The sequence below is a fragment of the Betaproteobacteria bacterium genome (assembly GCA_016709965.1).
Classification (GTDB): Bacteria; Pseudomonadota; Gammaproteobacteria; order Burkholderiales; family Rhodocyclaceae; genus Azonexus; species Azonexus amarohabitans.
Window position 1 is genome coordinate 140,378 of the sequence record JADJLT010000006.1, and the last position, 24,066, is coordinate 164,443.

Annotated in this window: 17 protein-coding genes; 10 read left to right on the plus strand and 7 right to left on the minus strand. The window is 54.2% G+C overall.

Features of this window, described 5'->3' with window-relative positions; all coding sequences use genetic code 11:
* Positions 1-8: 8 nt before the first annotated feature.
* From IPJ12_15190 to tssJ, 7 genes are all read right to left on the minus strand, one after another.
* Complete coding sequence (locus IPJ12_15190) at positions 9-1,220, minus strand: OmpA family protein (protein MBK7648449.1); 1,212 nt, start codon at positions 1,218-1,220, stop codon at positions 9-11.
* A 358-nt stretch (positions 1,221-1,578) separates the two neighbouring features.
* Positions 1,579-3,306 (minus strand): protein kinase, encoded by a 1,728-nt coding sequence (locus tag IPJ12_15195; GenBank protein MBK7648450.1) that lies wholly within the window; start codon positions 3,304-3,306, stop codon positions 1,579-1,581.
* Between the two features lie 47 nt (positions 3,307-3,353).
* Positions 3,354-4,079 (minus strand): type VI secretion system-associated protein TagF, encoded by a 726-nt coding sequence (gene tagF / locus IPJ12_15200; GenBank protein MBK7648451.1) that lies wholly within the window; start codon positions 4,077-4,079, stop codon positions 3,354-3,356.
* 5 nt (positions 4,080-4,084) lie between these two features.
* Positions 4,085-7,702 (minus strand): type VI secretion system membrane subunit TssM, encoded by a 3,618-nt coding sequence (tssM, locus tag IPJ12_15205; protein MBK7648452.1) that lies wholly within the window; start codon positions 7,700-7,702, stop codon positions 4,085-4,087.
* Entirely contained in the window at positions 7,699-9,027 is a 1,329-nt protein-coding gene (locus tag IPJ12_15210; protein ID MBK7648453.1) for a DotU family type VI secretion system protein, read from the minus strand. The genes tssM and IPJ12_15210 overlap by 4 nt, the downstream gene beginning before the upstream one ends.
* A 10-nt stretch (positions 9,028-9,037) precedes the next feature.
* Positions 9,038-10,384, minus strand: coding sequence for a type VI secretion system baseplate subunit TssK (tssK, locus tag IPJ12_15215; protein MBK7648454.1), 1,347 nt, complete (start codon positions 10,382-10,384; stop codon positions 9,038-9,040).
* A 150-nt stretch (positions 10,385-10,534) separates the two neighbouring features.
* Positions 10,535-11,011, minus strand: coding sequence for a type VI secretion system lipoprotein TssJ (gene tssJ / locus IPJ12_15220; protein ID MBK7648455.1), 477 nt, complete (start codon positions 11,009-11,011; stop codon positions 10,535-10,537).
* A gap of 898 nt (positions 11,012-11,909) precedes the next feature.
* On the opposite strand from tssJ, the gene tssA reads away from it, so the two are divergent.
* The 10 genes from tssA (at position 11,910) to tssH (ending at position 23,496) form a co-directional block, all read left to right on the plus strand.
* Entirely contained in the window at positions 11,910-12,941 is a 1,032-nt protein-coding gene (gene tssA / locus IPJ12_15225; GenBank protein MBK7648456.1) for a type VI secretion system protein TssA, read from the plus strand.
* 142 nt (positions 12,942-13,083) lie between these two features.
* Entirely contained in the window at positions 13,084-13,602 is a 519-nt protein-coding gene (gene tssB / locus IPJ12_15230; protein ID MBK7648457.1) for a type VI secretion system contractile sheath small subunit, read from the plus strand.
* Between the two features lie 34 nt (positions 13,603-13,636).
* Positions 13,637-15,130, plus strand: coding sequence for a type VI secretion system contractile sheath large subunit (tssC, locus tag IPJ12_15235; protein ID MBK7648458.1), 1,494 nt, complete (start codon positions 13,637-13,639; stop codon positions 15,128-15,130).
* A 103-nt stretch (positions 15,131-15,233) separates the two neighbouring features.
* On the plus strand, positions 15,234-15,716 hold the full coding sequence (locus tag IPJ12_15240) for a type VI secretion system tube protein Hcp (GenBank protein ID MBK7648459.1): 483 nt from the start codon (positions 15,234-15,236) through the stop codon (positions 15,714-15,716).
* 115 nt (positions 15,717-15,831) lie between these two features.
* Positions 15,832-16,317, plus strand: a complete 486-nt coding sequence (locus IPJ12_15245; protein MBK7648460.1) for a type VI secretion system tube protein Hcp — start codon at positions 15,832-15,834, stop codon at positions 16,315-16,317.
* 97 nt (positions 16,318-16,414) lie between these two features.
* The gene (locus tag IPJ12_15250; protein MBK7648461.1) at positions 16,415-17,236 is read left to right on the plus strand and encodes a tetratricopeptide repeat protein; all 822 of its coding nucleotides are present in this window, start codon (positions 16,415-16,417) and stop codon (positions 17,234-17,236) included.
* Between the two features lie 2 nt (positions 17,237-17,238).
* Positions 17,239-17,739 (plus strand): type VI secretion system baseplate subunit TssE, encoded by a 501-nt coding sequence (gene tssE / locus IPJ12_15255; protein MBK7648462.1) that lies wholly within the window; start codon positions 17,239-17,241, stop codon positions 17,737-17,739.
* A gap of 7 nt (positions 17,740-17,746) precedes the next feature.
* Entirely contained in the window at positions 17,747-19,633 is a 1,887-nt protein-coding gene (tssF, locus tag IPJ12_15260) for a type VI secretion system baseplate subunit TssF (GenBank protein ID MBK7648463.1), read from the plus strand.
* Positions 19,634-19,640: 7 nt separating this feature from the next.
* Complete coding sequence (tssG, locus tag IPJ12_15265) at positions 19,641-20,741, plus strand: type VI secretion system baseplate subunit TssG (protein MBK7648464.1); 1,101 nt, start codon at positions 19,641-19,643, stop codon at positions 20,739-20,741.
* On the plus strand, positions 20,734-23,496 hold the full coding sequence (gene tssH, locus IPJ12_15270; protein ID MBK7648465.1) for a type VI secretion system ATPase TssH: 2,763 nt from the start codon (positions 20,734-20,736) through the stop codon (positions 23,494-23,496). Before tssG ends, tssH begins: the two co-directional genes overlap by 8 nt.
* The last annotated feature ends 570 nt before the right edge of the window (positions 23,497-24,066 follow it).

Sequence of the window (24,066 nt, forward strand, 5' to 3'; positions counted from 1 at the left end):
TGCTGCGATCAGCAGGAGGTTTTCTTGAAATCGATGCGTTGGTCCAATGCGTCAGAGTCATCGCCCTTCTTGGTGCCGACGATTGCTCGTTTCGAACCATAACCTTGCGCGGAGGAGCGTGATGCCAAGGCAGGTTTTACGGCAATCAGCTTCTGGCGGACAAATTCCGCACGTTGCAGCGAGAGTCGATCATCGAGTTGTTCGGAAGATCCTTTGCGAGTGTGACCGGCTACTTCTAGGCAGGAAGTCTGGCGCTCAGCTTGTGCGGCAATAACGCTCAACCATTTGTTATATGGATATTGGGTCGTGGTGAATGCTGTTGCGCCTGGCTTAAAATCGAAGCGAATTGACAAACGATCTGCGTTCAACCCCATATTTACCAGATGGCCAAATGACTTCATGGCGCTAGGCTTGTGCCCCAGCTTCTGGTTATCCAAGTAGATACCGGCATAAACCCGCGCTTGATTTCCGGCTGGATTTTTTAGTACCGACTCAAATAGCGCAAGTGAGTCCTTATACCGCTTCTGCTGATATGCTTCCGTAGCTTCGTTGATTGTCGACGCAGCAAGTACTGCATCAATGTAGGCCGAATTGATCGGATCACCGGCCTTGGTGCCTTGGCAGGTCTTGATATATCCATCTACAGCGTTGTCTTTTGACCACACCGGCATATCACGGAAAAATGGCAACGGAGTTGGATCAAAACCCTCTGGCAAAGAACGAGCCAATCCCTTGCTGATAATCTTCCCTGTCCTTAAGTCCGCCAGCGCAAAGCAAATACGGTAGGCATCTCGTTCGCCATCGGGTTTGCCCTGGAGATTGATCGGTGTAAATGTGCCAACCATGATCAAAGGTAATTTCGACACAACTTCGTTGTTGAATGGTTTTACGTCCAGCTGTTTGAAGTTGCTTTGCACGATCTCGATCACAGATTTTTCCATCGCATCGGTGGCGACGGTGCGCATTCCCGAGTTGCCATCGACCAGCGGATCAATAACGAGATTAAATTTTTGATCGGCTGGCAGTTTTGCGTTAGCAAGAAGGTCTTGAGCTGCTTTGCGCACCGCTTCTTGATAGGGAACAGCCGTGATTGCGACAGGAACGCTTGTGGGCTGAGGAGGTGCAGCCACGGTGGTCTTGTCATTGGTGCTTGAGCATCCTGAAGCGAGCACGCCTAGCAGAATGAAAATGTTTCTAAAATGGCGATTATTTTGCGGCATTTTGAATTCTCCATAGGGCGCTTAGGGATAATCAGTTATGTCAGACAAAAAATTGAAATCGCATAGTTTAAGGGTTTAAGACCTAAGTCAGGAACTAGAAATGTACGGTGATATTGGTCTGTATTTTTTAGATAGCCTGAGGATATGACAAGATGAGCGTCTTAAGCTTTTCCACTGAATATATATTCTTTGTCAAGTTTAGTGCGGCTCGAAAATTGGCGATTGCAGTTTTGACCCTTACCCAGTTAGGCCATATTCGGATGTCCAGTAGCGAACCTCGAAACAATGCAGAATATTGGATATACGACAGGCGATACTCGGACGTGGTTCCGCTGGAATTTTGGAGCAGCTGATATTGCTAGCGAGTTTCCTCGATGGTGAACGTGGCAGCTCCATATGATTCAGAACACTCGGTTGCGGAACTTGCGCATGCCACTTTGCCTAGAAATGGTACTCCACCTAAAGTATTGGTGCGGACAAGTTCTGCTGCTGTGTCCAGCGGGAACTCAGCAAACGGATCAACCTTTTTAAGACCTGCAGATGAAAAGTCTCGAGGGCTGTCAGATACTACTGCCAGAAAGTGATTGATCCCCGGTGGGCCGGCAGCCTCAAGAGTCCAACCTGGTCTCGGCAAATAGATCGGCTTGCCAGATTCGACTCGGTTCTTTGCGTCCAATGCGTTGGGAAACAACAAATTGAAACGGTCGCGCTCAGTGCCAACTAAAAACACATAGAGATAACCGGAGCGAGATGAATATAGGCGGAAGCGTAAGCGATCCTTGCCGATCTTTACGGTTGCCAAGTCCAGTTCGACAGTGACGCTGTGTGTTCGATCCCGCCCGTCGAACATCTGATCGAGCGCGTCCACTGGGTTGAATGGTTTTATTGGTATCGGCACAGCTTCCGCCACCGGGGGAAGAGAGAGGGGGGCGGTAGTGACTGGTTGCGTGGCCGGAGCAGTTTGCCGAACTATTTCAGGGCTTTGAATAAACATGACATACAAACCAGTGCCGGCAAGAACGAGTCCCGTTACTACTAACCCCGCAAGTATGAATGGGCTACGTCTACGGGTATTTCTTGCTGGCTGCACTGGGAATTGCGTCTTGTCATAACCTGACGTCGCGATCGAGGAATCGATATGCAACAAATCGCGAAGTTCGGCAATGTTCTGCGGGCGGTCCGCCGGCTTGACAGCGAGCGCGCGGTCAATGCCACGCAGGAATTCATCGCTGTAACGACCAGCTGCTGCACTAGCTAGTGGAACAAGATCATCCTTTATCATGCGCCCTACTGCTGGAGGGGGGGTCTTGGCCATAATTGCGAAGTAAACTACTGCACCGAGCGCATATATGTCGGTCCATGCCCCCTGTTTCATATGCTGGACATCTGCGTACTGCTCAATGGGGGCATAACCCGGTTTTAGAATTACAGTCAATGCCTGCGTCATATCGCCTACGACACGCCTAGCAGCGCCGAAGTCTAGTAACAAAGGCCGGCCTTCCGGGAGCAAGAGTATGTTGTCAGGTGCGATGTCACGATGAAAGCACTGTTCGCGGTGGATGGATTCGAGGGCGTCGAGCAGGGGAGCTAGCAGCTCTTTTAGCCATTTCTCATCAGGTGCTGTTGGCAGCTGTTTGAGCGATTGTTTCAGGGTCATCCCTTTGTAATAGGGCATGACCATGTAGGCGGTGCCATTCGCTTCCCAAAAGCGATATACCTTTACTAGGGAAGGGTGGTCGAATTGAGCAAGCAGTCTTGCCTCATTCACAAAACTTCGCAAGCCAGCTTGAAAGGTTTCCGTGTGCCGCTCAGATTTTACTGAAACGGTTACACTTTCGCTTCGTGCTGCCAGGGCGGATGGCATATATTCCTTGAGCGCCACAGTGCGGCCGAGAGAATGGTCTAGCGCAAGATAGACAATGCCAAAACCGCCTTCGCCAATAAGACCAGTGATCTCGAATTCGCCAAGCTTGGTCCCAATAGCGAGGCTGTTGTTACTCTCGAGCGGAGTTGCCTTAGCAATAAGTGAGCTGGTCACATTGACTGGCTGGAGGATAGTTCTATCGTCGTCCGGGTTCGTTGGCATGGTGAATCATATTTGGTTCGTCGTTAGATCTGCGAATAATTCTAATTTCATTCTACCGCAGGCTCGGTACCCCGCAGCATGCATACAAACTCATCAATGTCGGGCAAACCGCTGCAGCGCTTGAAGAGGGTGGTCGAATCTATATGGCACCACCATAGAGTCTTCCCAAAATAGGCATCCGCGAGCGCTTGTGCCGCGCTGAATGACATTATGTTCGCTATGTTGGTTGTTGTGGCGGAGGCTATTGGAATGATGTCGTTCACGGCGGAGTCCGCCGCGCGGGCAAGTCGCAAAATGGTTGTGCGCCGCTTCTCTTCGATTTCTGGAAACAGATCCAATAGTCTGGGTTGCAGTTCGACCTCCAATTGCTCAACAGTGTGCTGGGGCTCGAGTGTTGCAAGCGCTGGTTGCTCAAGTTGATTGATCCAGCCAAGTAGAGCGCCAAGTTCCTCTGCGCTTGCAGGTAGACGCTGCAGTTCGCAGCAGATTGTTAGCGGAAAATAGCGCCCCACCTTGTCAACGCTAGGCATCAATATTCCAGCCCAGGCTTTGTTGCCACAGACGCCGGGCATCAACAGGAAGCTCCAGAGAGGGCAGTGGAGATAGCTGTCTAGCCATGTATTTCCGAGCGTGGAGCGACTGCCCTCCAATACTCTCTGCAGCCATGCGTCCCATAACGTTATGAAAAATGTGGGTAGTCGCCGTGACGCGAAATCCCCCAAGGCCGGAATCTTTCCATACCATCCAGGAACCTGCGCTCCTTCGGCAGCCATAATGTCTACAACTGTCCAGGGCACTGGAACAACTCCAGTTCCCTCAATCGAAATGGGTTTTGCACGCTACTGGCTATGACTTCAAATGTTGCTTTGCGTCCCTCGATATTAAAGGTGACGCGGAAGCGTTCGGGTTGCTCGGTGGTATCAATCTGGAGACGATCGAACATGCGGAAAAGTGCCCACGGACCTTCGAATACCATACCTGAAGCGCCCGCCGAAGAAGGAGGGGTGATTTGCAATCGAACTTGAGCACTTCCCTTCGGGCCTGGCCACTGGACGGTAGTTGGCACTTGTGGCCCATGGCTATACTTAATAACCTGACCGTCAACGTCCAGTGTGAACTGGTTTATCGTTCCGTCCATTTCCAATGGCTTGAATTCGAGCCGCATTCCGACGCCACGTCCGCCGCCGCGGAAGTAAGTGTCGCGAATTACTGCAGCACGCTGGAACTGCGGTAGGCTTCCGGAACTGTCACCCATGGAGACTTCGCCGACCCGCTTGAAACTCCATGGCTTGCTAGAGGTATCCACAAACGGCCCAAGGTTTTTCTGAAAGAACTCGTCAATTAAGCCACCCGGGGCAAACAACCGAGCGAAATCGTCCTGCGTAACGTCCCGATTGCTGCTGCGTACAAAGGGATAGCGGCCAACGATGGCTTGCCTGCAGAAATCGCCGATTGAACTAGAAATACTCGCGCTTAGGTTGGCGCGAGTGGCACCAAGCGCTTGACTGGCACCTGCAGTGGCAAGAGTTTGCAACATGGAGCGTACGGGCTCGGGGAGCCGTGCGCTTTCGGCCTTGACTTTGCTTGGCACCTCGCTCTGCGGTGGCGTGTTGCCGGCCTTGACTGCCGTCTCGGTGGCACTTAGCTGGGCGTAAATGTCATTGATCAACACCATCGCGCCGTCAATTGGTGCAGGTTGTCCCGGAGCGGGGTTGTTAACGAAGCGACGAATGTTGTCGAATTTGTTGTCAACAATGTTCTCGATTTGCTCTCCGGCTATAGTATTTGGATCGCTTCCTCCTAGAATTCTAGCCAATTGCTCGCGGGTATCTTTTGCTTTGCTCGTGGCTCTGGCGACTATGTTTTCCGCTGCCGATTTCTCTGCCTCCGAGCGGCTGCCCAGCGTTGTCTCATGTGCCACCGCGCGAAGGAATAGCGGCAGGGGGGAGTCGGGAGCAGACATGATGCGAGCAAGTTGAATGCTTTGTTGCAAGCTGGTCGAACGTATGAGCTTCACATCCGCCAGGAAACTTTCCCAAATCTTTGCGTATTCCTGAAGATAAAGTCGCCGAACTTGGACTGACAGCTTCATCAGGGCGCCAGAATCATTCAATCGACGGGGGGAGGCATTGTCGCTAATCCCTAGCACCCAATTCTGTTCCTCCGCCAGTTGTTGGGTCACATGGTCAGCTTCTTTGATGAACACCTTATGGTAGCCGTCATATGTGAATAATCCGGGGATACCTTTGGTCAAGGATTCTCCACTAGCCCGTTCAAAGACTAGCGGCCCGCCAGGTCCGGCGGCTTGACTAAGTTTGAACTCCGGAATGTCGGCGCCGACACCCTGCCGCTTGAGACGGCTATAAACTCGTTGCTCCAATGGATATTCCGCAAGCATCTCACGAACACGGTGCACAAGACTGGTGTCCTGGGGGACTGGCGAGGAAAGCGAGTTGCTTCCGACCAGAGCATCGAGATGGGCCAACAGCTCGGCGCGCTGCTCAACCGTTACCGAGCGCGGAAGTTGACGCTCCCAATCGGCCAGAATCCATGCCTTTAGCGCATCTCTATCGAGATGTTCACTATCGAAAAGCATAATGTAGGCTTTGAGCGCCTCGTAGGCCAATTCCAGATTGTCTCGGCCAGTAGCTCGCAATTGCTCCTCAATGCGATAGGTTAGCCGGGGAAGAAAAGCATCATGCAATATGCGTTGGTATGCTGCATTTGAAGCAGATGCCAGCTTGATACCTTGAAATAGTCCAAATCCCATGGACCAAGGAACGCTGTCAGGTGTTGCTAAAGAAGGTTGAGTTTGTTCGCGAATCGACTTCAATACCGGGAGCAAGCTAACTGCGTCAGTGGATGTCGCAACGGGTAACGCTTCAACCAATGCCTTGACGGCAGAAGTCTTGGCTTCTACTTCTTCAATATAGGTCCGATTGTGAGAGTAACTTATGAACCACGCCGTGGTTGCAATTATGGTGACAGTGCAAGCGATAGCGTAAGCGCCCCAGCGCAGAAAGGTTCTCCGTCGCTCCCACCGCAGATTGCTGCCAGCGAGATTTTGCTCAGTAAATACTACCTCGCGCAGTAGGCGCGTCAGGAAGTAGCTGCGCCCACTTGACTGTTGAGGAGGCATTATCTTTCTCTCAACACCAAACGTTCGGGATAACGTCCCCATGATGCGGTCGATTGGACTACCTTCCTGCGTGCCGCTGGTAAAATAGACACCGCGAACCATTGGTGTGTCTTCGTACTTGGAGGCAGAAAATACCTGCGCAAGGAAGGTGCTCAAGAGTGGCTTGATGCTGCTGAATTGCTGAGGAAAAGAGAATTGGGCGGCCCGCCTGTTTGGATCGCGCTCTTGCTGCAAGCGATCGAGCAATCGGTCAGAGAGGCGCTGCTCAAGAAGCACGTACTCCGTCTCGAAATCGGCTAAAGGAGGGCGCTTGTCGTTCTCATCGCGTGGTGGAAATGTCATTCCCCAGACTTGGGTGCGTTCGTCTTTGCCTAGATCACCAAGATATTCCATGAAGCCGGAGAGAAGATCGCACTTGGTCACCAGCACATAGATTGGAAATTGGATGCTGAACTGGTCGTGCAATTCCTTGATTCTGGCGCGTAGCGTTGCTGCATGGGCTTCTCGCTCCGACAGCGACTGCTGTAGTAGTTCAGCGATACTGATGGTCAAGATAATGCCGTTGATCGGTCTACGCGGGCGGAATTTCTTTAGTAGTTGCAAGAATCCATTCCATGCAGCGCTGTCGACCTCGCGGTCGCTTTCCTGCATGGTGTAACGTCCGGCCGTATCAAGCAGTACAGCCTCATCTGTGAACCACCAGTCGCAATTTCGCGTGCCACCGACACCGCTGATTGCGTCGGTTCCGAAACGCTCGGCCAAGGGAAATTGAAGCCCGGAGTTGATAAGGGCGGTTGTCTTGCCGGAGCCGGGGGCGCCGATGAAAACGTACCACGGCAATTGGTAAAGGTACTGGCGGCCGGTGAGGGATAGCAGATCGCCAATTCCCGGCGTTTTTCCGCTGGCGCCAAGCCGGACTTCCCTGAGAACGCCGATTGCATCATCGAATCGCTGGTTGAGTTTGGTGAGTTCCTCGTCCGCGGCGGAAGGGGAGGGGGCGGTGTGAGTGGCGCGGGCTAAGCCATCAATCATTTGGGCGTTGGTACGTTTTGCCTTGAACCAGGCCCAAAATTTTTTGGCGACGAAAATCGTCACTATCACTGCAATCAATGTCCAGCGGACCCACTCCGGTTCAAGTGGCCGCCACTGGGCGAAAGCGATCAGTGGCCCTGCAAACCATATCAGGGCTGCTATTGCGGATAGCCCCACGATTGCCAATAACAGGGGGTGAGTTATTGCTTTGATCAGCGCCTTCATCGTGATGCTCCAGATGCCACGGTGTTGGCGACGAACAGAGTTATCTCGACACGCCGATTGCGTGCGCGCTCGGCCGGCGTAGTGTTGGGGGCAATTGGTTCTGCGTCGGCCCGACCTTCTGCCTTGATACGATCGGACGGGTGCGCAGCGGTCGCTAGCTGTTGTGCTACCGAGTTGGCACGTTCCTGAGACAGGTGCCAGTTGGAAGGGAATCGTGCAGAACGAATCGGCTGGCTATCGGTGTGCCCAGTAACCAAAACGTTGCCCTGAACCGAATTTAGAGCGTCTGCTATTCGAGCAAGGAGCGGCTGTACCTTTTCAGAAATGGTGGCGCTACCGGCGTCGAAAAGGCCGTCGCCACGTATCGTAATAATGCTGCGATCACCCTCATCTGCTACTGCGATCAGCCTGGCCTCAATTTCGGGCGCCAAGAAACTGGCTAGCCGCGGCTTTGCGGCCACGGAAGGTAATGATATTCGGGCTGGACTCAGGTCTTTGATACGGATCGCCTGAATCTCTGCAAATACTGGATCTGAGCTACGGTTGAGGCTAAAGCTGAAAGCGAAATAGAGGGTCAGGAGCAACACCCCAATTACTGCGCCGATTACCCACAATGGGAGATTTGCAAGGATTTTGCCCCGAGTTTCTACGGTACCTTTCCAATGTGCTGACAATTCACGCTCATACTCGGGGTGCTGACCACGCAGCAACTGGAAGAGGCGTTCGCGCAACCCTTCTAGTTGCGACCGCCCATTTTCGATAACGCGGTAGCGGCCTTCGAATCCCAAGGCGAGACAGATATACATCAACTCAAGAAGATCACGATTGGCGGCAGCATTTTCCGCAAGTTTGGCGAGCAACTGGAAAAACTTTTCCCCCCCCCAGGTTTCGTTGTGGAACAACACCAGGAGGCTCTTGTTTGCCCAGGCGCCGGAGCCTCCCCATGGGGTACTGGCAGCGGTCTCGTCAAGAAGCGTGCACAATGCGTATCGAGCAGCGATGACCTTCTCCGGAGAGATTCCGGCGCCCTTGGCTCGCGATTCGAAACTCCGAATCCCCTGTGCCATGGCTTCCCGTAATTCAGCGGGATTCGGATGCTGCAAAGTCGCGCGCAATTGAGGCACAAGGTTGAGAAGCGGGCTGGCGGCCCCCAGCAGCGGACCGAACCCACCGCTTGGCGTCAAAGCTTCGAGTCCAGTGACATCAGTGCTGGTTGGCGATGCAGTGGCGACAGTTTCGATTCGGCGGGGTGCGCGTCCACCCGGTGACGGCATCATGAATGTGCGGTCTGAATCGGGCAAGGCGAAGGGATCCTCCTGACTCATCGGCGGCCTCTCAAGAACGGATAGCCCAGAACTCGAGTTCCAGTCCAGGGAAGTCACCAGCGATATGCATGGCTAGCCCACCTGATTGCTCGAGTTGCTTCCAAAGTTCGCCGCCACGTTCGAGTTCAAAGTAGTTGAACCCGGAGTGGTATGGAATCTGGCGTGGTGCCACCGGTAATGGGCGCAGGGCGATTCCCGGGAGTGCTAGATTGACGAGATCGCGAATTCGCTCAACGGGCCCAATTTTGATCTGAGGCGGGAAGTGTAAGCGCAGCGTCTCACCTGACATTTGTGCATTCACAGCAAGGACAAAGCTGGCACTACGCAATAGTTCCGCATCGGGAATTGTGGCGACGCGCACCCCATATTTTCGGTCCTGCAATTCGATAGGAATTGCATTGGCCTCTAGAACCATCGATAGCGAGCGCCGTAGATCATTCATTAGCACTTTGAACGATTTTTCAGAATCGTCATGGTGATAAGGCAGGTAGTCCGGCGGCCGTCGGTTCTCTCGGCTGAACGTTGACAGGTCTCCCGCCAACTGCAGGCAAAGTGCATGGAGCCGTTCGGGATGCAGCAAAGAGACCTCGTTCAAATGGGCAAACAAGGGCTCATAACGATTAACAGTTTGGAGCAGCAGGAAATCGGCGACTTCGGCGACACCTCCACGGCCCGGATGAGCCAAACGCGCCGCGAGCGCTTCGCCACGTTGATGGAGTAATCCGTAAATTTCGCGCGTGAAACTCGTTAGTAAAGCACTTCCACGCACGCTGACTGAGGGTGCAATGTAAGGCTTGTCCAGCACCAATTGGTTGTCATTGCGCCGTTCGACAACGCGGACGACACCTAGGCAGGCATAGGCATCGGTAGCGTCGCGCTGCAGCATCAGGCGCAAGCGCAACTGGCCAAGTTGAAGGACTGCCGTGCGGTTCATTCCGGCAATCGTATCGGTTACCTCGGACTCACCAGCGATGTAGCGCGTCAGGGCACTTTCGTTATCGGCGTCGTGACTGCCAAGATCCACCTCGGCGCTGCTATTCCTGCGGAGTGGAAGGGCTAATACTACAAGTTCGTCCCGAACATCAGCAGGAATATCTATCGGGGCGGGGGAAGCATCGCCAAATGGGAAATCGAATGGGGTCCCGTCCGGTAGAACACCTCGGGCTGAACTGATGCCAACCTTGCCAAGAGACAGTGCAGTTTCATCAACGCTCAAGGTCAAGAAACCCCAACCATAGGGGGTATTCGCTTGGACCCGCGCATCGATCAACTTCTCAAGGAAGCGATCATGCTGTTGGAAGTGCTGGGGCTCCAGAAACATCCCCTCGGACCAGATAACTTTGCTGTTCCACGACATGTCGCCTTCTCCTGCTACCTTACTTTTGATTCCAAACCGATCGAATTAGTACGGACTCAAAGAAACCCGGGGACGGTTCAGTTTTCTATACAGTCATTGTTCGGTTGCGAGTATAGCTGCGGAACATGCATCAGACATCTATATAGAACATCATTTACTTGATATCGATATCTTGTTCGAATCTGTACGGATCATGAGTGGCGTGGTCTTGTGCTCGCTCACCGCCACCGAACCGCGCCATACCGCTCGTTCTAGCCCACGGAAAGCGGCAATGACCGCTACATAGCGAGTTTCTGACTGAGTTTGTCGGTCAACGCGCAGTTGCTCGCTTGGGTGCAACTGAATTTCTTCGCGCGCAAGCAGTTCACTGCCGAGAGTTTCCTTATCACGTTCGTAGAGCGAGAAAAAATCGGCGGCTTCGAATGCCGCAAGCGATTTGAGCTCGAACAGTCTTACGACAACCGGTGAGGGGCGGCCACGGCTATCCGGATTGACCGTTGCGGTGGCCTGGAATGTAATTTGCAGCACTGTTGGAGGAGGTGGCTTGGGGGTCGAAGAGCAGGCGGCCATACAAAGCAAAGACAAAATTGCAGACAATAATGAAAATGCTCGAAACGAGTGAAGCAAGGTGACCTCCTGATCAAAATTCAGATTTATTGGAATTAAACCCCATCTGAACACATTTGTGTGGTGCCGAACTTGGCTAATTCGTACCGAAGATTTCACGGTTATTCGCTGAGTAGTACATAGGCAAATGCCACGAAAACACCACCCGCCTGGTTATTGAAGCCTATGGAGGAAAGTGGCATCGATTGACTCAGCTGGAGCATCTCTGAATGTTTCGTTTCTCGGTGGTCACGGACTCAATTTGTCAATGTTCAAAGAAACAGTCACTCCCGGTTTGGTACCCTGCAGAATTGGCTATGCCAGAAAGAGTGCTTCCGATTAATGCCAGCGATGATTGCAATCGCCTACTTCTGCCCAATTCCCACCCACGCCTTTGAAACGCCACGGCTCATCCCCCAACCATTGGAGCCAATTGACGCCGAACAAACCATTCGTATCTATTGATTACACATATTGCAACCAATAAACCTTGCCTGTTGCCAGGCTGTCCTAGCCGGGCGCGGCATAGAGTTGAAATGCCAGAGCCACTCTCCGTTTGCATAGTATCTCTCCAATTATTGCTTTGCAAATTGTCATTTGAACGTTATGAAAAATGGAAATTCGATCACTTATTGAGCGCTGCCAACATTGGATTGAGACTTTGACGGTGTGCCTCGACAATGCTGATTGACCTCTTGGGGGGGGCATCGAATGAGTTGAACTTGCGCAACATGGTGCAGACGGACCCGTACTGTTATCGCTAAACTTTCCGGTTCAAACGAACGTATTGAATAATCGTTGACGCTCGGAAATTACTATGGCAACGTGGTAAAGCACCATTGTCAATGGCTCGCAACCTCGGAGCGTTGATTTGTTCGAGTTGTCCCTTTCGAATCCGTACGTCTGCGACCGGACAAATATGATCGATCTCGAAGTTCTTCTGACTGAAATTGCACCCGACTTACCCTGTGGGCCCGATTTGGCTTATGAGGCCGGGTTTCAGGAGTTGGAACTTGCAGCGCGGGGTAAGCCGGAGCAGCAATTCGGAGAAACGCTGATCCGAGCCGAGGAGCCTGACTGGAACGAGGTGCGTACCCGGGCATTAGCACTCTTCTCGCGGACCAAGGACTTGCGGGTCGCGGTGCTGCTAACACGTGCGCTGGTGAACACTGAGCAGTTTAGTGGTTTGGGGCCAGGGTTGCGTCTTATTGTTGCGATGCTAGAAAGATATTGGGATGTGGTGCATCCACGGCTTGATGAAGATGATGGTGACGCAACCATTCGCCTTAACACCCTCCACGCTCTAGCCAATAATGACGCCTTGCTTCGTGACTTGCGTAATTGCACTTTTGTTGCTTCCAGGGCGTTGGGCCGCCTAACGGTTCGAGACGTGGAAATTGCGTTAGGCCGATTGCCGGTTCGTGCCGACAGCGCGGTTCCAGGCGAGCTCCACGTGGAGGCGATACTGACTTCCTGCGCCGCCGAAGATGCGGGGTTGGTGGCGCGAGTGAACGATGCCGCCGATGCCGTGCAAGCACTTTCGGGGCTCTTGGCGGATCGCGTTGGGGCGGCGCGCGCCCCTGATCTTGGGCCATTGAGGGCCGTAATTGGGGCGTTGGACGATATATGCAAGCGAGTTGGGTTGGGGGCATCCTCTCCGCAGTCAATCATTGATTCGCCTTCCGACAATCCTATAGTCGGAGTCGAGACAGCAACGGCGTCTAGTAATAGCCCCATATCGATAGAGGTTCGCAATCGGCAAGATGCGATCAAAAGCCTTGAACGGGTTTGCGAGTTTTTGGAGCGTACCGAGCCCGCAAATCCTGCGCCGCTATTCATTAGACGGGCTCTCCGCCTGATGAGTAAAGGTTTCGTAGACATTCTGCGCGATGTTGCGCCCGATAGTGTTTCACAATTCGCGCGAATTGCTGGGATAGAGGGAGAGCAATAGAAATATCCATGTTAATAGAATTTGAAAATCGAAAGAAATTACTCTTGTACAGAGAATGACGTTGGACTACTATTTGACGAAGTTCCTGTGAGCAAGGTCCATTGAGGTTCGGTCTGATGAGTCAGTAGCGAGGAGATTCGAAGTGGCCAAAGACAGCAGTCAGAAGTTCATCGCACGTAACCGTGCGCCCCGGGTGCAGATCGAGTATGACGTAGAGCTGTACGGAGCAGAGAAGAAGATTCAGTTACCCTTTGTTATGGGAGTGCTATCTGACCTTTCCGGCAAACCGGCAGAGTCACTTGCGCCAGTGGCGGATCGGAAATTCCTCGATATCGATGTGGATAATTTCGATAGCCGAATGAAGTCGATGAAGCCGCGAGTAGCATTCCAGGTTCCTAATACGTTAACCGGAGAGGGGAGCCTCAACCTTGAAATTACATTCGAAAGCATCGACGATTTTTCTCCGGGCGCAGTAGCACGCAAGGTAGATGCGCTGAATAAACTGCTCGAAGCGCGCCAGCAACTTTCCAACCTGATTACCTATATGGACGGCAAGAGCGGCGCAGAAGACTTGATTGCCAAGGTGCTCAAGGACCCTGCCCTGTTGCAATCCCTGTCCACCGCGCCGAAGCCCGCTGTTGAAGATGGCGCGGCGGGTTAAACCACATCGTGATTCGATGCTGAGGAGATAGACAATGGCAGAAATTGAGCAACAAAGTGTTCCAGCAGAGGGTTTAGCGACTGAGGGTGTTGAGTTTGCAGCTCTGCTGCAAAAAGAGTTTAAGCCCAAGACTGAGGAAGCGAAGAGCGCCGTCGAGCAGGCTGTGCGCACGCTGGCAGCACAGGCGCTGTCTCAGACTCAGCTTGTTAGCGATGATGTAGTCAAGTCGATTTCGGCAATCATCGCTGAGATTGACCAGAAACTTACTGAGCAAATTAACCTTGTTCTACACCACCCGGACTTTCAACAACTGGAAGGGGCGTGGCGCGGCCTGCACTATCTGGTGAACAACACCGAGACGGACGAGATGCTCAAGATTCGTGTCATGAACATCACCAAGAAGGAGGTGGGCAAGACGCTGAAGAAGTACAAAGGTACGGCCTGGGACCAGAGTCCGCTGTTCAAGCGCGTATATGAAGAGGAATATGGTCAGTTCGGCGGTGAGCCTTTTGGCTGTCTGGTGGGCGACTATTTTTTTGACCAAAGCGCGCCGGACGTGGAGTTGCTCGGTGAAATGGCTAAGGTCTCGGCGGCTGCGCACACACCTTTCATCGCTGCCGCGTCGCCAACGGTGATGCAGATGGGTTCATGGCAGGAACTGGCGAATCCTCGCGATCTGACCAAAATATTCACCACACCAGAATACGCCGCGTGGCGCAGCTTGCGCGAATCTGACGATGCGCGCTATATCGGTCTCGCCATGCCGCGCTTCCTGTCTCGTTTGCCTTATGGCGCCAAGACCAGTCCTGTCGAGGACTTCGACTTCGAAGAGGACACCGGTGCTGCCGATCATAGCAAGTATACTTGGGCAAATTCGGCCTACGCTATGGCCGTAAATATCAACCGATCTTTCAAACTATACGGTTGGTGCTCGCGTATTCGCGGCGTTGAGTCTGGTGGCTCTGTTGAGGGCTTGCCGGCCCATACATTCCCAACGGACGATGGGGGTGTCGATATGAAGTGCCCAACAGAGATAGCAATCAGCGATCGGCGCGAGGCGGAACTGGCGAAAAACGGTTTCATGCCGCTCATCCATCGTAAAAATTCCGACTTCGCCGCCTTCATTGGTGCCCAGTCACTGCAGAAGCCTTTCGAATACGATGATCCGGACGCGACCGCAAATGCCAACTTGTCAGCACGCTTGCCTTATCTGTTTGCCTGTTGTCGCTTTGCCCACTATCTAAAATGTATTGTGCGCGACAAGCTAGGATCCTTCAAGGAACGGGATGATATGCAGGTTTGGCTCCAGAACTGGATCATGAATTATGTGGATGGTGACCCGGCTCATTCTTCCGAAGAAACCAAGGCGCGTAAACCGCTGGCCGCGGCCGAGGTAGTGGTGGAAGAAGTCGAGGGCAACCCTGGCTACTACACCTCAAAATTCTTCTTGCGACCGCACTATCAATTGGAAGGACTGACCGTTTCCTTGCGGTTGGTTTCCAAGTTGCCTTCCGCGAAGGCTGCGTGACGTGCAGCGAAGGAATAGATATCGAGTGGCATCTAGAGAGGCGCGGTGCCTGCAATCGCTTCGCTTCGTTACTTCAGCAGGTGAACAGTAAGAGGAGAAAATCATGGCAGTGGATATGTTTTTGAAGATAGGTGATATCAAGGGCGAGTCTGCAGACGACAAGCATGCGGGGGAAATTGACGTTCTCGCATGGAGTTGGGGCATGAGTCAGTCCGGTACGACACACACCGGTACGGGTGGTGGTGCCGGTAAAGTGAGTGTCCACGATATTTCAGTCACGAAGCATTGCGACAAGGCTACGCCTCCCTTGATGTTGGCTTGCTGTAATGGCAAGCACTATCCAGAGGCAAAGCTTACCGTACGAAAAGCCGGTGAAAAACCGTTGGAATATCTCAAGATCACTATGAAGGATGTGCTCATTACTTCTTATTCCACTGGCGGTAGTGGGGGCGAAGACCGCCTTTCCGAGAACATCAATCTCAATTTTGCTGAGTTCAAGGTTGAATACACCCCACAAAAGCCAGATGGTACGGGAGATGCTGTGGTTGAGATCGGTTACAACATCGCCAAAAATGTCAAAGTCTAGTCACTGCCAGGACGTATAACTGCAAGCACCATTGTGAGTTGGTTTGCGTCTATGCACGGTTTTCAATGGTGTTAGTTATTCGAAGCTGATTGCCTCAATACCGAAAGGGTGCGTCATGGCGCTCGGCGATATGTTCTTGAAGGTGGAGAGCGCTAGACAGGGCGCCATCAAGGGTGAGGCGCGGGATGCTGACCACAAGGACGAGATTCAGATCATCCGCTGGTCTTGGGGCATGCGCGCGCAGACTGCGTTGGGCGGAGCCGGTCCTACTGGCAAGACTTCCGTGCACGAGTTGAGCATTGTCAAGCGCGTAGACTGTGCCTCAACCGCTCTCATGTCAGCCATGCGTAGCAACGATCTGATCAAGAAGGTGGTGCTAACGGTGCGAAAGGCAGGCGAAAACCCATTGGAATACCTCAAGATCACGCTACAAAGCGCGCGCATTACCGCGTTTGACGTCGAGTCGGGTGCATTCGGGGACGAAGCTGAACTCATCGAAAACATGAGCCTAGCCTTCCAGCGCATTAGCGTCGAGTATGTGCCACAAGGCACAGACGGACACCCCCGCGGATCCACTAGCTTTGAAACGGAGATCGTATGAGCATGATTCTGCGATTTTGCCTTTGGCTTAAGCCTCATCGGGAGGTCCGTCGATTGGTGCCAGATTCCGAGACCACAATGCTTACCTCTGACAGATTATGTCAAATCCATTGACTCCAGAGGAGTATCTGCGTGACGGCGATCCACGCGAGGCTCTGACTATTCTGCAGAAGCAGGTGCGTGCCAGACCGGACGACGCGAAACTGCGCATCTTTCTCTTTCAATTGCTTTGTGTGCTAGGGCAATGGGAAAGGGCACTCAGTCAGTTGGAGGTGGCATCCACCCTGGATCCTGCTGCATTAGCCATGACCCAGACTTACCGCGAGGCAATCCGGTGCGAGCTACTTCGCACCCAAGTCTTTGACGGACGCAAGTCGCCAATGGTGCTCGGGCAGCCGGACGCTTGGCTCGCGCTATTGATCGAGTCCCGCCTCAGGGAGGGGCAGGGGGAGTTCGGCGCCGCAGAGGATCTGCGAAAGGAGGCCTTCGATCAGGCGCCGGAAACTGCAGGAAGTGTCGATGGGCAATGCTTTAATTGGATCGCCGACTCCGATATGCGTCTTGGTCCGGTACTTGAGTCAGTGATCAATGGCCGCTACTACTGGGTACCTTTCTCCCGTTTGGTGCACGTGGTGATTGAAAAGCCAGTTGATCTCAGAGATGCGGTTTGGATTCCAGCGCATCTCGAGTTTGACAACGGTGGTGATGCAGTGGCACTCATTCCGACACGCTACCCTGGATCGGAGTCTTCCGAAGATGGCCTGATTGCGCTTGCACGAAAGACGACATGGCTGGAAACAACTGCTGGTTTGTGTTGTGGTTTGGGCCAAAGAATGCTGAGTACGGACACCGGTGAATTTGCGCTGATGGATGTGCGTGACCTTGTTTTTGATGTGGCGGAACAAGAGCCGGCGAGCTGATCATGGCCACACTTGCTCCGCAGGAAAGACTTCAGCCTGCACTGTTGGACAGGCTCACCGACGACGAGCCCCAAAACAAACAAGAGTCGCGAGAAATGCGTGTCATCACCAAAACGCGGCTGCGACGAGCAGTGCTACGGGACTTGGCGTGGCTTTTCAACGCGACCGCCCCGGTTGGTATCGACTGGGATGGCTGCCCCGAGGCGCAACACTCGATCCTGAATTTCGGATTGCCTGCGTTTTCCGGGTTGACCGCATCCACAGTGGATGTCCTGGATCTCGAAGGCGCCTTGCGCCAAGCTATTCTCGACTTTGAACCGCGGATACTGCCAACCACCCTCCATGTGGAGGCGCTCCTTGCGGACAATCCTCTTGGTACTCATAACGTAATCAGCGTACGCATCCAAGGCGAACTTTGGGCCCAACCAGTGCCACTTGAATTTCTGGTACAGACAGACGTAGATCTGGAGACCGGCGAAGTCTCCCTTCGCGATTTCGGATAGGGGCGATATGGACCCGCGCCTGCTTCGCTACTACAACCAGGAACTCCAGCACTTACGGGAAATGGGTGCGGAATTCGCGCAGCAATTTCCAAAAATTGCCGCTCGCCTAGGCATGGAAGGCATAGAGGTCACCGATCCCTATGTCGAACGGCTCCTGGAAGGAGTTGGCTTTCTGGCTGCGCGGGTGCAACTCAAACTGGACGCAGAATTTCCGCGCTTCACCCAGCGACTGCTGGAGATCGTCTATCCGAACTTTCTGGCACCGACGCCGTCGATGCTTATTGCGCAGTTCCATCCAGACTTGAACGACGCTAACCTCGCCCGTGGTGTCACCGTGCCTCGTGGTGCTGCCATTCGAAGTCTTCTTGGCAAGGGGGAGCAAACCGCCTGCGAGTTCCGTATTGCCCATGACACAGTTTTATGGCCGGTGCAAATTGCTTCAGCAGAGTATTTCAGCTCTGCTCCCGACCTGCCTCTCGCCTCATTGACGGTGGGCAGCAAAGTAAAGGGGGGCGTACGTCTACGGCTGAAAGCGACGGCTGGACTCAACTTCAACCAGATCTCGCTAGATCGGCTGCGGCTTTATTTGGGCGGATCCGACGAGACCGCCCACAAACTCTATGAATTGTGCCTCGGTTCGCTCCAGGGGGTTCTTGTTAGTCCGCCGCAACGTCCATCGCCATGGCATGAGTTTCTCCCCGCTCGAAACGTAACGGCAGCCGGTTTTTCGGACGAAGAGGCACTTTTGCCCGTGAGTCTTCGAGGGTTTCAGGGCTATCGTTTGCTTCAGGAATATTTTGCCTTTCCCCAGCGCTTCTTATTTATAGACCTGTGTGGACTGCAGCCCATCTTGCAGCGCCATAGCGGTAACGAATTGGAAATAGTACTTCTCTTTGGGCGGGGCGAACCACGTCTGGAGGGCGTGGTAGATGCCAGCAACTTTGCCCTGCATTGCGCACCTGCAGTTAACCTTTTCCCTCGGCGTGCAGACCGTATTCACCTGTCGCCCGGCGCACATGAATACCATGTGGTAGCTGACCGGACGCGCCCAATGGACTTCGAAATCCACGAAGTGACGGAGGTTCGTGGTTATGGGGTTGGCGCTGAAAGTGAGCAGACGTTCCTGCCTTTCTACGCAGCGAGCCATACCGAGGAGTCCGACTATTCGGCCTATTACATGATTCAGCGGCAGCCGAGAATGCTTTCAGCGCAGCAGAAGAGAACGGGGTTTCGCTCCAGCTACGTGGGTTCTGAGGCATTCCTGTCGTTGGTTGATCCGCAAGAGGCCCCTTTTCGCAGCGACCTGCGCCAAGTTGCCGTCAGTGCCACCTGCACGAATCGCGACCTACCGTTGTTGATGCCCTTGGGTGGGGGCAAGACTGACTTTACGTTGGAGTCTGCTGCACCGGTTCTGGCTATTCGCTGCCTGAAGGGGCCGTCCAAGCCGGCTTCCCCGGAGCGGGAGGGTGGTCGGGCATGGCTTGCCGTCAGTCACCTGTCGCTGAATTACCTCTCGTTAGAGGACCGTTCGGTAGTCACTGGCCTCGACCATGGTGCAGCGGCACTACGAGAGATGCTGGGGCTGTACGACCCTGGGGTCGAGGCGGGTATGCACAAGCAGATTGATGGTGTGCGTTCCATCAGAGTGCGTCCGACAGTGCGCCGTTTTCCGGTGCCAGGGCCGATAGCGTTTGGGCGCGGCCTTGAGATCACCCTGGAGGTAGATGAGCTTGCCTTTCAGGGAGGTAGCGCGTTTCTCTTTGGCGCAGTTATGGAGCGCTTCCTGGCGCGGCATGTTTCGCTGAACTCCTTTACCGAAACGGTGTTGCGCTCAGGTTCGCGCGGCGAAATTATGCGCTGGGCTCCCCGGCTCGGGGCCAAGGCAATAATTTGAGGCGCCCATGAATTCATCGCTCAATGAAAGTCCAAGCCAAACAACGGTAACCGAGGACGAAATTAGCGCGCTGTACCACGCTTTGGAGACTGAGCCGTGGTCGCACGACTTTTTCCAGACATTGCGTCGAGTCGAGTGCCTGCATCAACTGAAGCCGCGCTTGGGTATGGCGCAGCGTCCCGTGGACGAGCCGCTGCGTTTGGGGCAAGAGCCAGCCCTCGACTTCGCGCCCGCAGCGCTATCGACATTCGCGCAGTCCGCCGATGGTCATCCGCCCAGGCTGCTTCAGCGTTTTTTTGGGCTACTTGGCCCAAATGGCCCATTCCCGCTCTACCTGACAGAGTACGCCAGAGATCGGTTGCTGCATGCCGGTGATCGGACTTTTGCGCGCTTCCTGGACCTTTTTCACCATCGCTTCTTGCTGATGTTCTACCGCGCGTGGGCACAGGCTCAGCCGACCGTGAGCCTGGACAGACCACAGGATGACAGATTTTCCATATATGTAGGCGCACTTGCGGGCCTGGGTAGCCCACGGCTGCAGCACCGAGACGCCGTCGGCGATCACGTCAAGTATTTCTATGCAGGGTGGTTTTCGCGCCAGATTCGCAACCGTGACGGTTTGGAGTCGCTGCTGGCGGGCTATTTTCGCCTGCCAGTGCGCGTTGAGGAATTTGTCGGCCACTGGCTACGTCTTCCCAAAGCCGAGCGCTCTCGTCTTGGCGCGGAAGGTTCTGCCGGCAGCTTGGGCGTCGGTTTCGTGGTAGGAAAAAGTGTGTGGGATCGCCAGCACAAATTTCGTATCCACCTTGGCCCAGTCACGCTGGCGCAATACGAGGATTTTCTTCCTTGCGGCCGGACCTTGCCTAGGCTGGTCGCCTTGGTTCGGCAGTATCTCAGCATGGAACTGGAATGGGATGTCCGCCTGGTCTTGGCTCAGGCCGAGGTCCCACGTTTGCGCCTATCTGGAGACGGAAGACTGGGCTGGAACTCGTGGATGGGAAACTATATGCGTAAGCAGGATGCGGCTGACCTGACACTGGAGCCAGAGCAGTGGACGGACGGCGTCAAAACATGGGAACCACAGGACAGCAGGAGAAGATATGGCTGAAATCAGTCGCGTAGCGCTTTTCGGAAAGTTGAACAGCCTCGGCTACAAGGCGGTCGAGGGGGCCACTGTGTTCTGCAAATTGCGGGGCAACCCCTATGTGGAGTTGGAGCATTGGGTGTCGCAGATAATCCAGACTCAGGACTCCGATCTCCACCGCATAGTTCGGCATTTCGGAATCGACAGCGCTACATTGGCGAAGGACATTACCGCTGCGCTGGATCGGCTGCCGCGGGGTGCGACCTCCATTTCCGACATCTCCGAGCATGTCGCAAATTCCGTGCAATGGGGCTGGCTCTATGCCACCCTGATGTTCGGTGATACGCAGGTTCGCACTGGTCATCTCGTCATCGCATTGCTCAAGACTGGCAGCTTGCGCAATCCGTTTTTCAATATCTCTCGCCAGTTCGAGCGGATCAAGGTTGATGATCTCGCCGAAGCCTTTGCCAAGATCGTCGACGGCTCGCCAGAGGATGCCCTGCGTGCCAACGATGGCTCGGGTCTGGGTGCAGCACCGGGAGAAGCGACCGGCGCAATTGCTCCAGCCCAGATGGGCAAGGAGGAGGCGCTGAAACGCTTCACGGTGGATCTAACCGAGCAGGCCCGTAACGGCAAGCTTGACCCCATCGTCGGCCGAGACGAAGAAATTCGCCAGGTTATCGATATCCTGATGCGGCGGCGGCAGAACAACCCAATTCTCACCGGCGAAGCGGGTGTAGGCAAGACCGCCGTGGTGGAAGGCTTCGCGCAGAAGATCGCTTGTGGCGACGTACCACCTCCGCTCAAGGATGTCACCCTACGCACCCTGGATGTAGGCCTGCTGCAGGCGGGAGCCAGCATGAAGGGTGAATTCGAGCAGCGCCTGCGTTCCGTGATCGAGGAGGTGCAAGCCTCGGCGAAACCAATCATCCTGTTCATCGACGAAGCCCATACCCTGGTTGGCGCGGGCGGCGCTGCCGGTACAGGCGATGCCGCAAACCTGCTCAAGCCGGCGCTCGCCCGTGGCACGCTGCGCACTGTCGCCGCCACCACTTGGGCGGAATACAAGAAGCATATCGAGAAGGATCCCGCGCTGACCCGCCGCTTCCAAGTGGTGCAGGTTTCCGAGCCATCAGAAGAGAAAGCCATTCTCATGATGCGCGGTGTCGCTTCTACTATGGAAAAGCATCATCGCGTCCAGGTGCTGGACGAAGCGCTGGAGGCGGCAGTCAGGCTCTCTCACCGCTACATTCCGGCGCGACAGCTTCCCGACAAGTCGGTGAGCCTACTCGACACTGCTTGCGCCCGGGTGGCCATTAGCCACCACGCCGTGCCGCCCGAGGTCGATGATAGCCGCAAGCGTATCCAGGCATTGGAAACTGAGCTTGAGATCATCGGTCGTGAGAATGTCATCGGAATTGACACCGGTGAGCGCGAATCGGCGGCCAACGAGAAACTCGTCGCCGAAAAGGCTCGCCTCGCCGAGCTGGAAGTGCGCTGGGAGAAGGAAAAATGGCTAGTCGACAAAATTCTGGACATCCGCGGCAAGCTACGTGCCAGTACCGGCAAGGTGGAAGGCGCCACCAGCGCGCTGGAAGTGGCAGCGGAAGAAGCTACGCCGGAAGCCGTCGTGACGAGCGAGGAGCCGGGCGCACCTCCTACAGCGGTATCCCGCACGGGCGATACCGAGCGCGAAGACCTGCTTGGGGAGCTCAAAGGTCTACAGGCCGAACTCCACGCGTTGCAGGGAGAGCGTCCCTTGATCCTGCCTTCCGTGGATCAGCAGGCAGTTGCCGCTGTGGTCGAGGGCTGGACAGGAATCCCCGTTGGGCGCATGGTGAAAAACGAGGTCGAGGCCATCCTCAAGCTCGCCGATACCCTGGAACAGCGCATCATCGGCCAGCGTCATGCACTGGATATGATCGCCAGGCGAATCCAGACCTCGCGGGCTAAGCTCGACAACCCCGGCAAACCGATTGGCGTGTTCATGCTGGCCGGTACATCTGGTGTCGGCAAGACCGAGACTGCACTTGCTCTGGCGGAAGTGCTCTACGGCGGCGAGCAGAATGTCATTACCATCAACATGAGCGAGTATCAGGAGGCGCACACCGTTTCCACGCTGAAGGGCGCGCCGCCGGGTTATGTCGGATACGGCGAAGGCGGTGTGTTGACCGAAGCGGTACGGCGCCGGCCCTATTCCGTGGTGCTGCTGGACGAGGTGGAAAAAGCCCATCCGGACGTGCATGAGATCTTCTTCCAGGTCTTCGACAAGGGCTGGATGGAAGACGGGGAGGGCAGGGTAATCGACTTCAAGAACACCCTGATCCTGCTCACTACCAACGCCGGCACCGATCTCATTACCAGCCTGTGCAAGGATCCTGAACTGATGCCGGATGCCGAAGGCATCGCCAAGGCGCTGCGCGAGCCGCTATTGAAGGTGTTCCCGCCAGCGCTCCTGGGCCGGCTGGTTGTGATCCCCTACTACCCGCTTAACGACGCGATGATCGGCGCCATCGCCCGGCTACAGCTCGGCCGCATCGAAAAGCGTATCCGCGACAACCACAAGGTGCCCTTCACCTACGACGACGAGGTGGTAAAACTCATTGCCAGCCGCTGTACCGAATTGGAAAGCGGGGGACGGATGATCGATGCGATTCTCACCAATACCGTGTTGCCGAAGATCAGCGAGGAATTCCTGAAGCGGATGATGGAAGGCAAGCCAGTCGAGCGCGTGCATGTGAGTGTGGAAGGCGGGGAGTTTGGGTATGGATTTGAGTGAGTTGGTTGGATCGAGCAAATATTGCGTTGCCTAAAATATCCAAGTGCGAACTTAATCGGGGACAGACCCCAATTATGCATCCGATTTCTCGAGAAACATTGTCATTTCGATGGTCAGGTACAAAATGACGGTTATTTGAAGTCTAAAGATTTTCCAGGAAATACCAAGAAAGGATGTTGATTCTGGTCGAACAATTAGAGTAAATGATCTATTTAACAATTGTTCGGAACGTGGATATTGGAACGATAAGCCTAAGGATTTAGATTGCTGTCTGATATTTTCTGCTCTAAAAACGCAATTGAAAAATGAAAACGCCGCCCGCTAGTATTAACTAACCCATCCAAAAACATATTTGTATCTTAGGAAAGTCTTCTTGCAGAGAAGTGGATCATGGGCCGTGATGGTCCAAACAATTTCGAACTCTTGTATCGGAAAGGAAGGTGGCCCTAATGTAAGTCCAAGATGACAATTTTGAGTTCATATATTATTTTGGTGGCCCTGCTCTTTCTAACTCTTTGAACTGACTCAATCAACGAACAAATTTATCGGGATTGTTTCAATGGATGGAAA

Bases quoted from the DNA above. Each gene is read 5' to 3' on its own strand.
- IPJ12_15190 (MBK7648449.1), bottom strand. From the start codon at position 1,220: ATGCCGCAAAATAATCGCCATTTTAGAAACATTTTCATTCTGCTAGGC.
- IPJ12_15195 (MBK7648450.1), bottom strand. From the start codon at position 3,306: ATGCCAACGAACCCGGACGACGATAGAACTATCCTCCAGCCAGTCAAT.
- tagF (MBK7648451.1), bottom strand. From the start codon at position 4,079: ATGGCTGCCGAAGGAGCGCAGGTTCCTGGATGGTATGGAAAGATTCCG.
- tssM (MBK7648452.1), bottom strand. From the start codon at position 7,702: ATGAAGGCGCTGATCAAAGCAATAACTCACCCCCTGTTATTGGCAATC.
- IPJ12_15210 (MBK7648453.1), bottom strand. From the start codon at position 9,027: ATGAGTCAGGAGGATCCCTTCGCCTTGCCCGATTCAGACCGCACATTC.
- tssK (MBK7648454.1), bottom strand. From the start codon at position 10,384: ATGTCGTGGAACAGCAAAGTTATCTGGTCCGAGGGGATGTTTCTGGAG.
- tssA (MBK7648456.1), top strand. From the start codon at position 11,910: ATGATCGATCTCGAAGTTCTTCTGACTGAAATTGCACCCGACTTACCC.
- tssC (MBK7648458.1), top strand. From the start codon at position 13,637: ATGGCAGAAATTGAGCAACAAAGTGTTCCAGCAGAGGGTTTAGCGACT.
- IPJ12_15240 (MBK7648459.1), top strand. From the start codon at position 15,234: ATGGCAGTGGATATGTTTTTGAAGATAGGTGATATCAAGGGCGAGTCT.
- IPJ12_15245 (MBK7648460.1), top strand. From the start codon at position 15,832: ATGGCGCTCGGCGATATGTTCTTGAAGGTGGAGAGCGCTAGACAGGGC.
- IPJ12_15250 (MBK7648461.1), top strand. From the start codon at position 16,415: ATGTCAAATCCATTGACTCCAGAGGAGTATCTGCGTGACGGCGATCCA.
- tssE (MBK7648462.1), top strand. From the start codon at position 17,239: ATGGCCACACTTGCTCCGCAGGAAAGACTTCAGCCTGCACTGTTGGAC.
- tssF (MBK7648463.1), top strand. From the start codon at position 17,747: ATGGACCCGCGCCTGCTTCGCTACTACAACCAGGAACTCCAGCACTTA.
- tssG (MBK7648464.1), top strand. From the start codon at position 19,641: ATGAATTCATCGCTCAATGAAAGTCCAAGCCAAACAACGGTAACCGAG.
- tssH (MBK7648465.1), top strand. From the start codon at position 20,734: ATGGCTGAAATCAGTCGCGTAGCGCTTTTCGGAAAGTTGAACAGCCTC.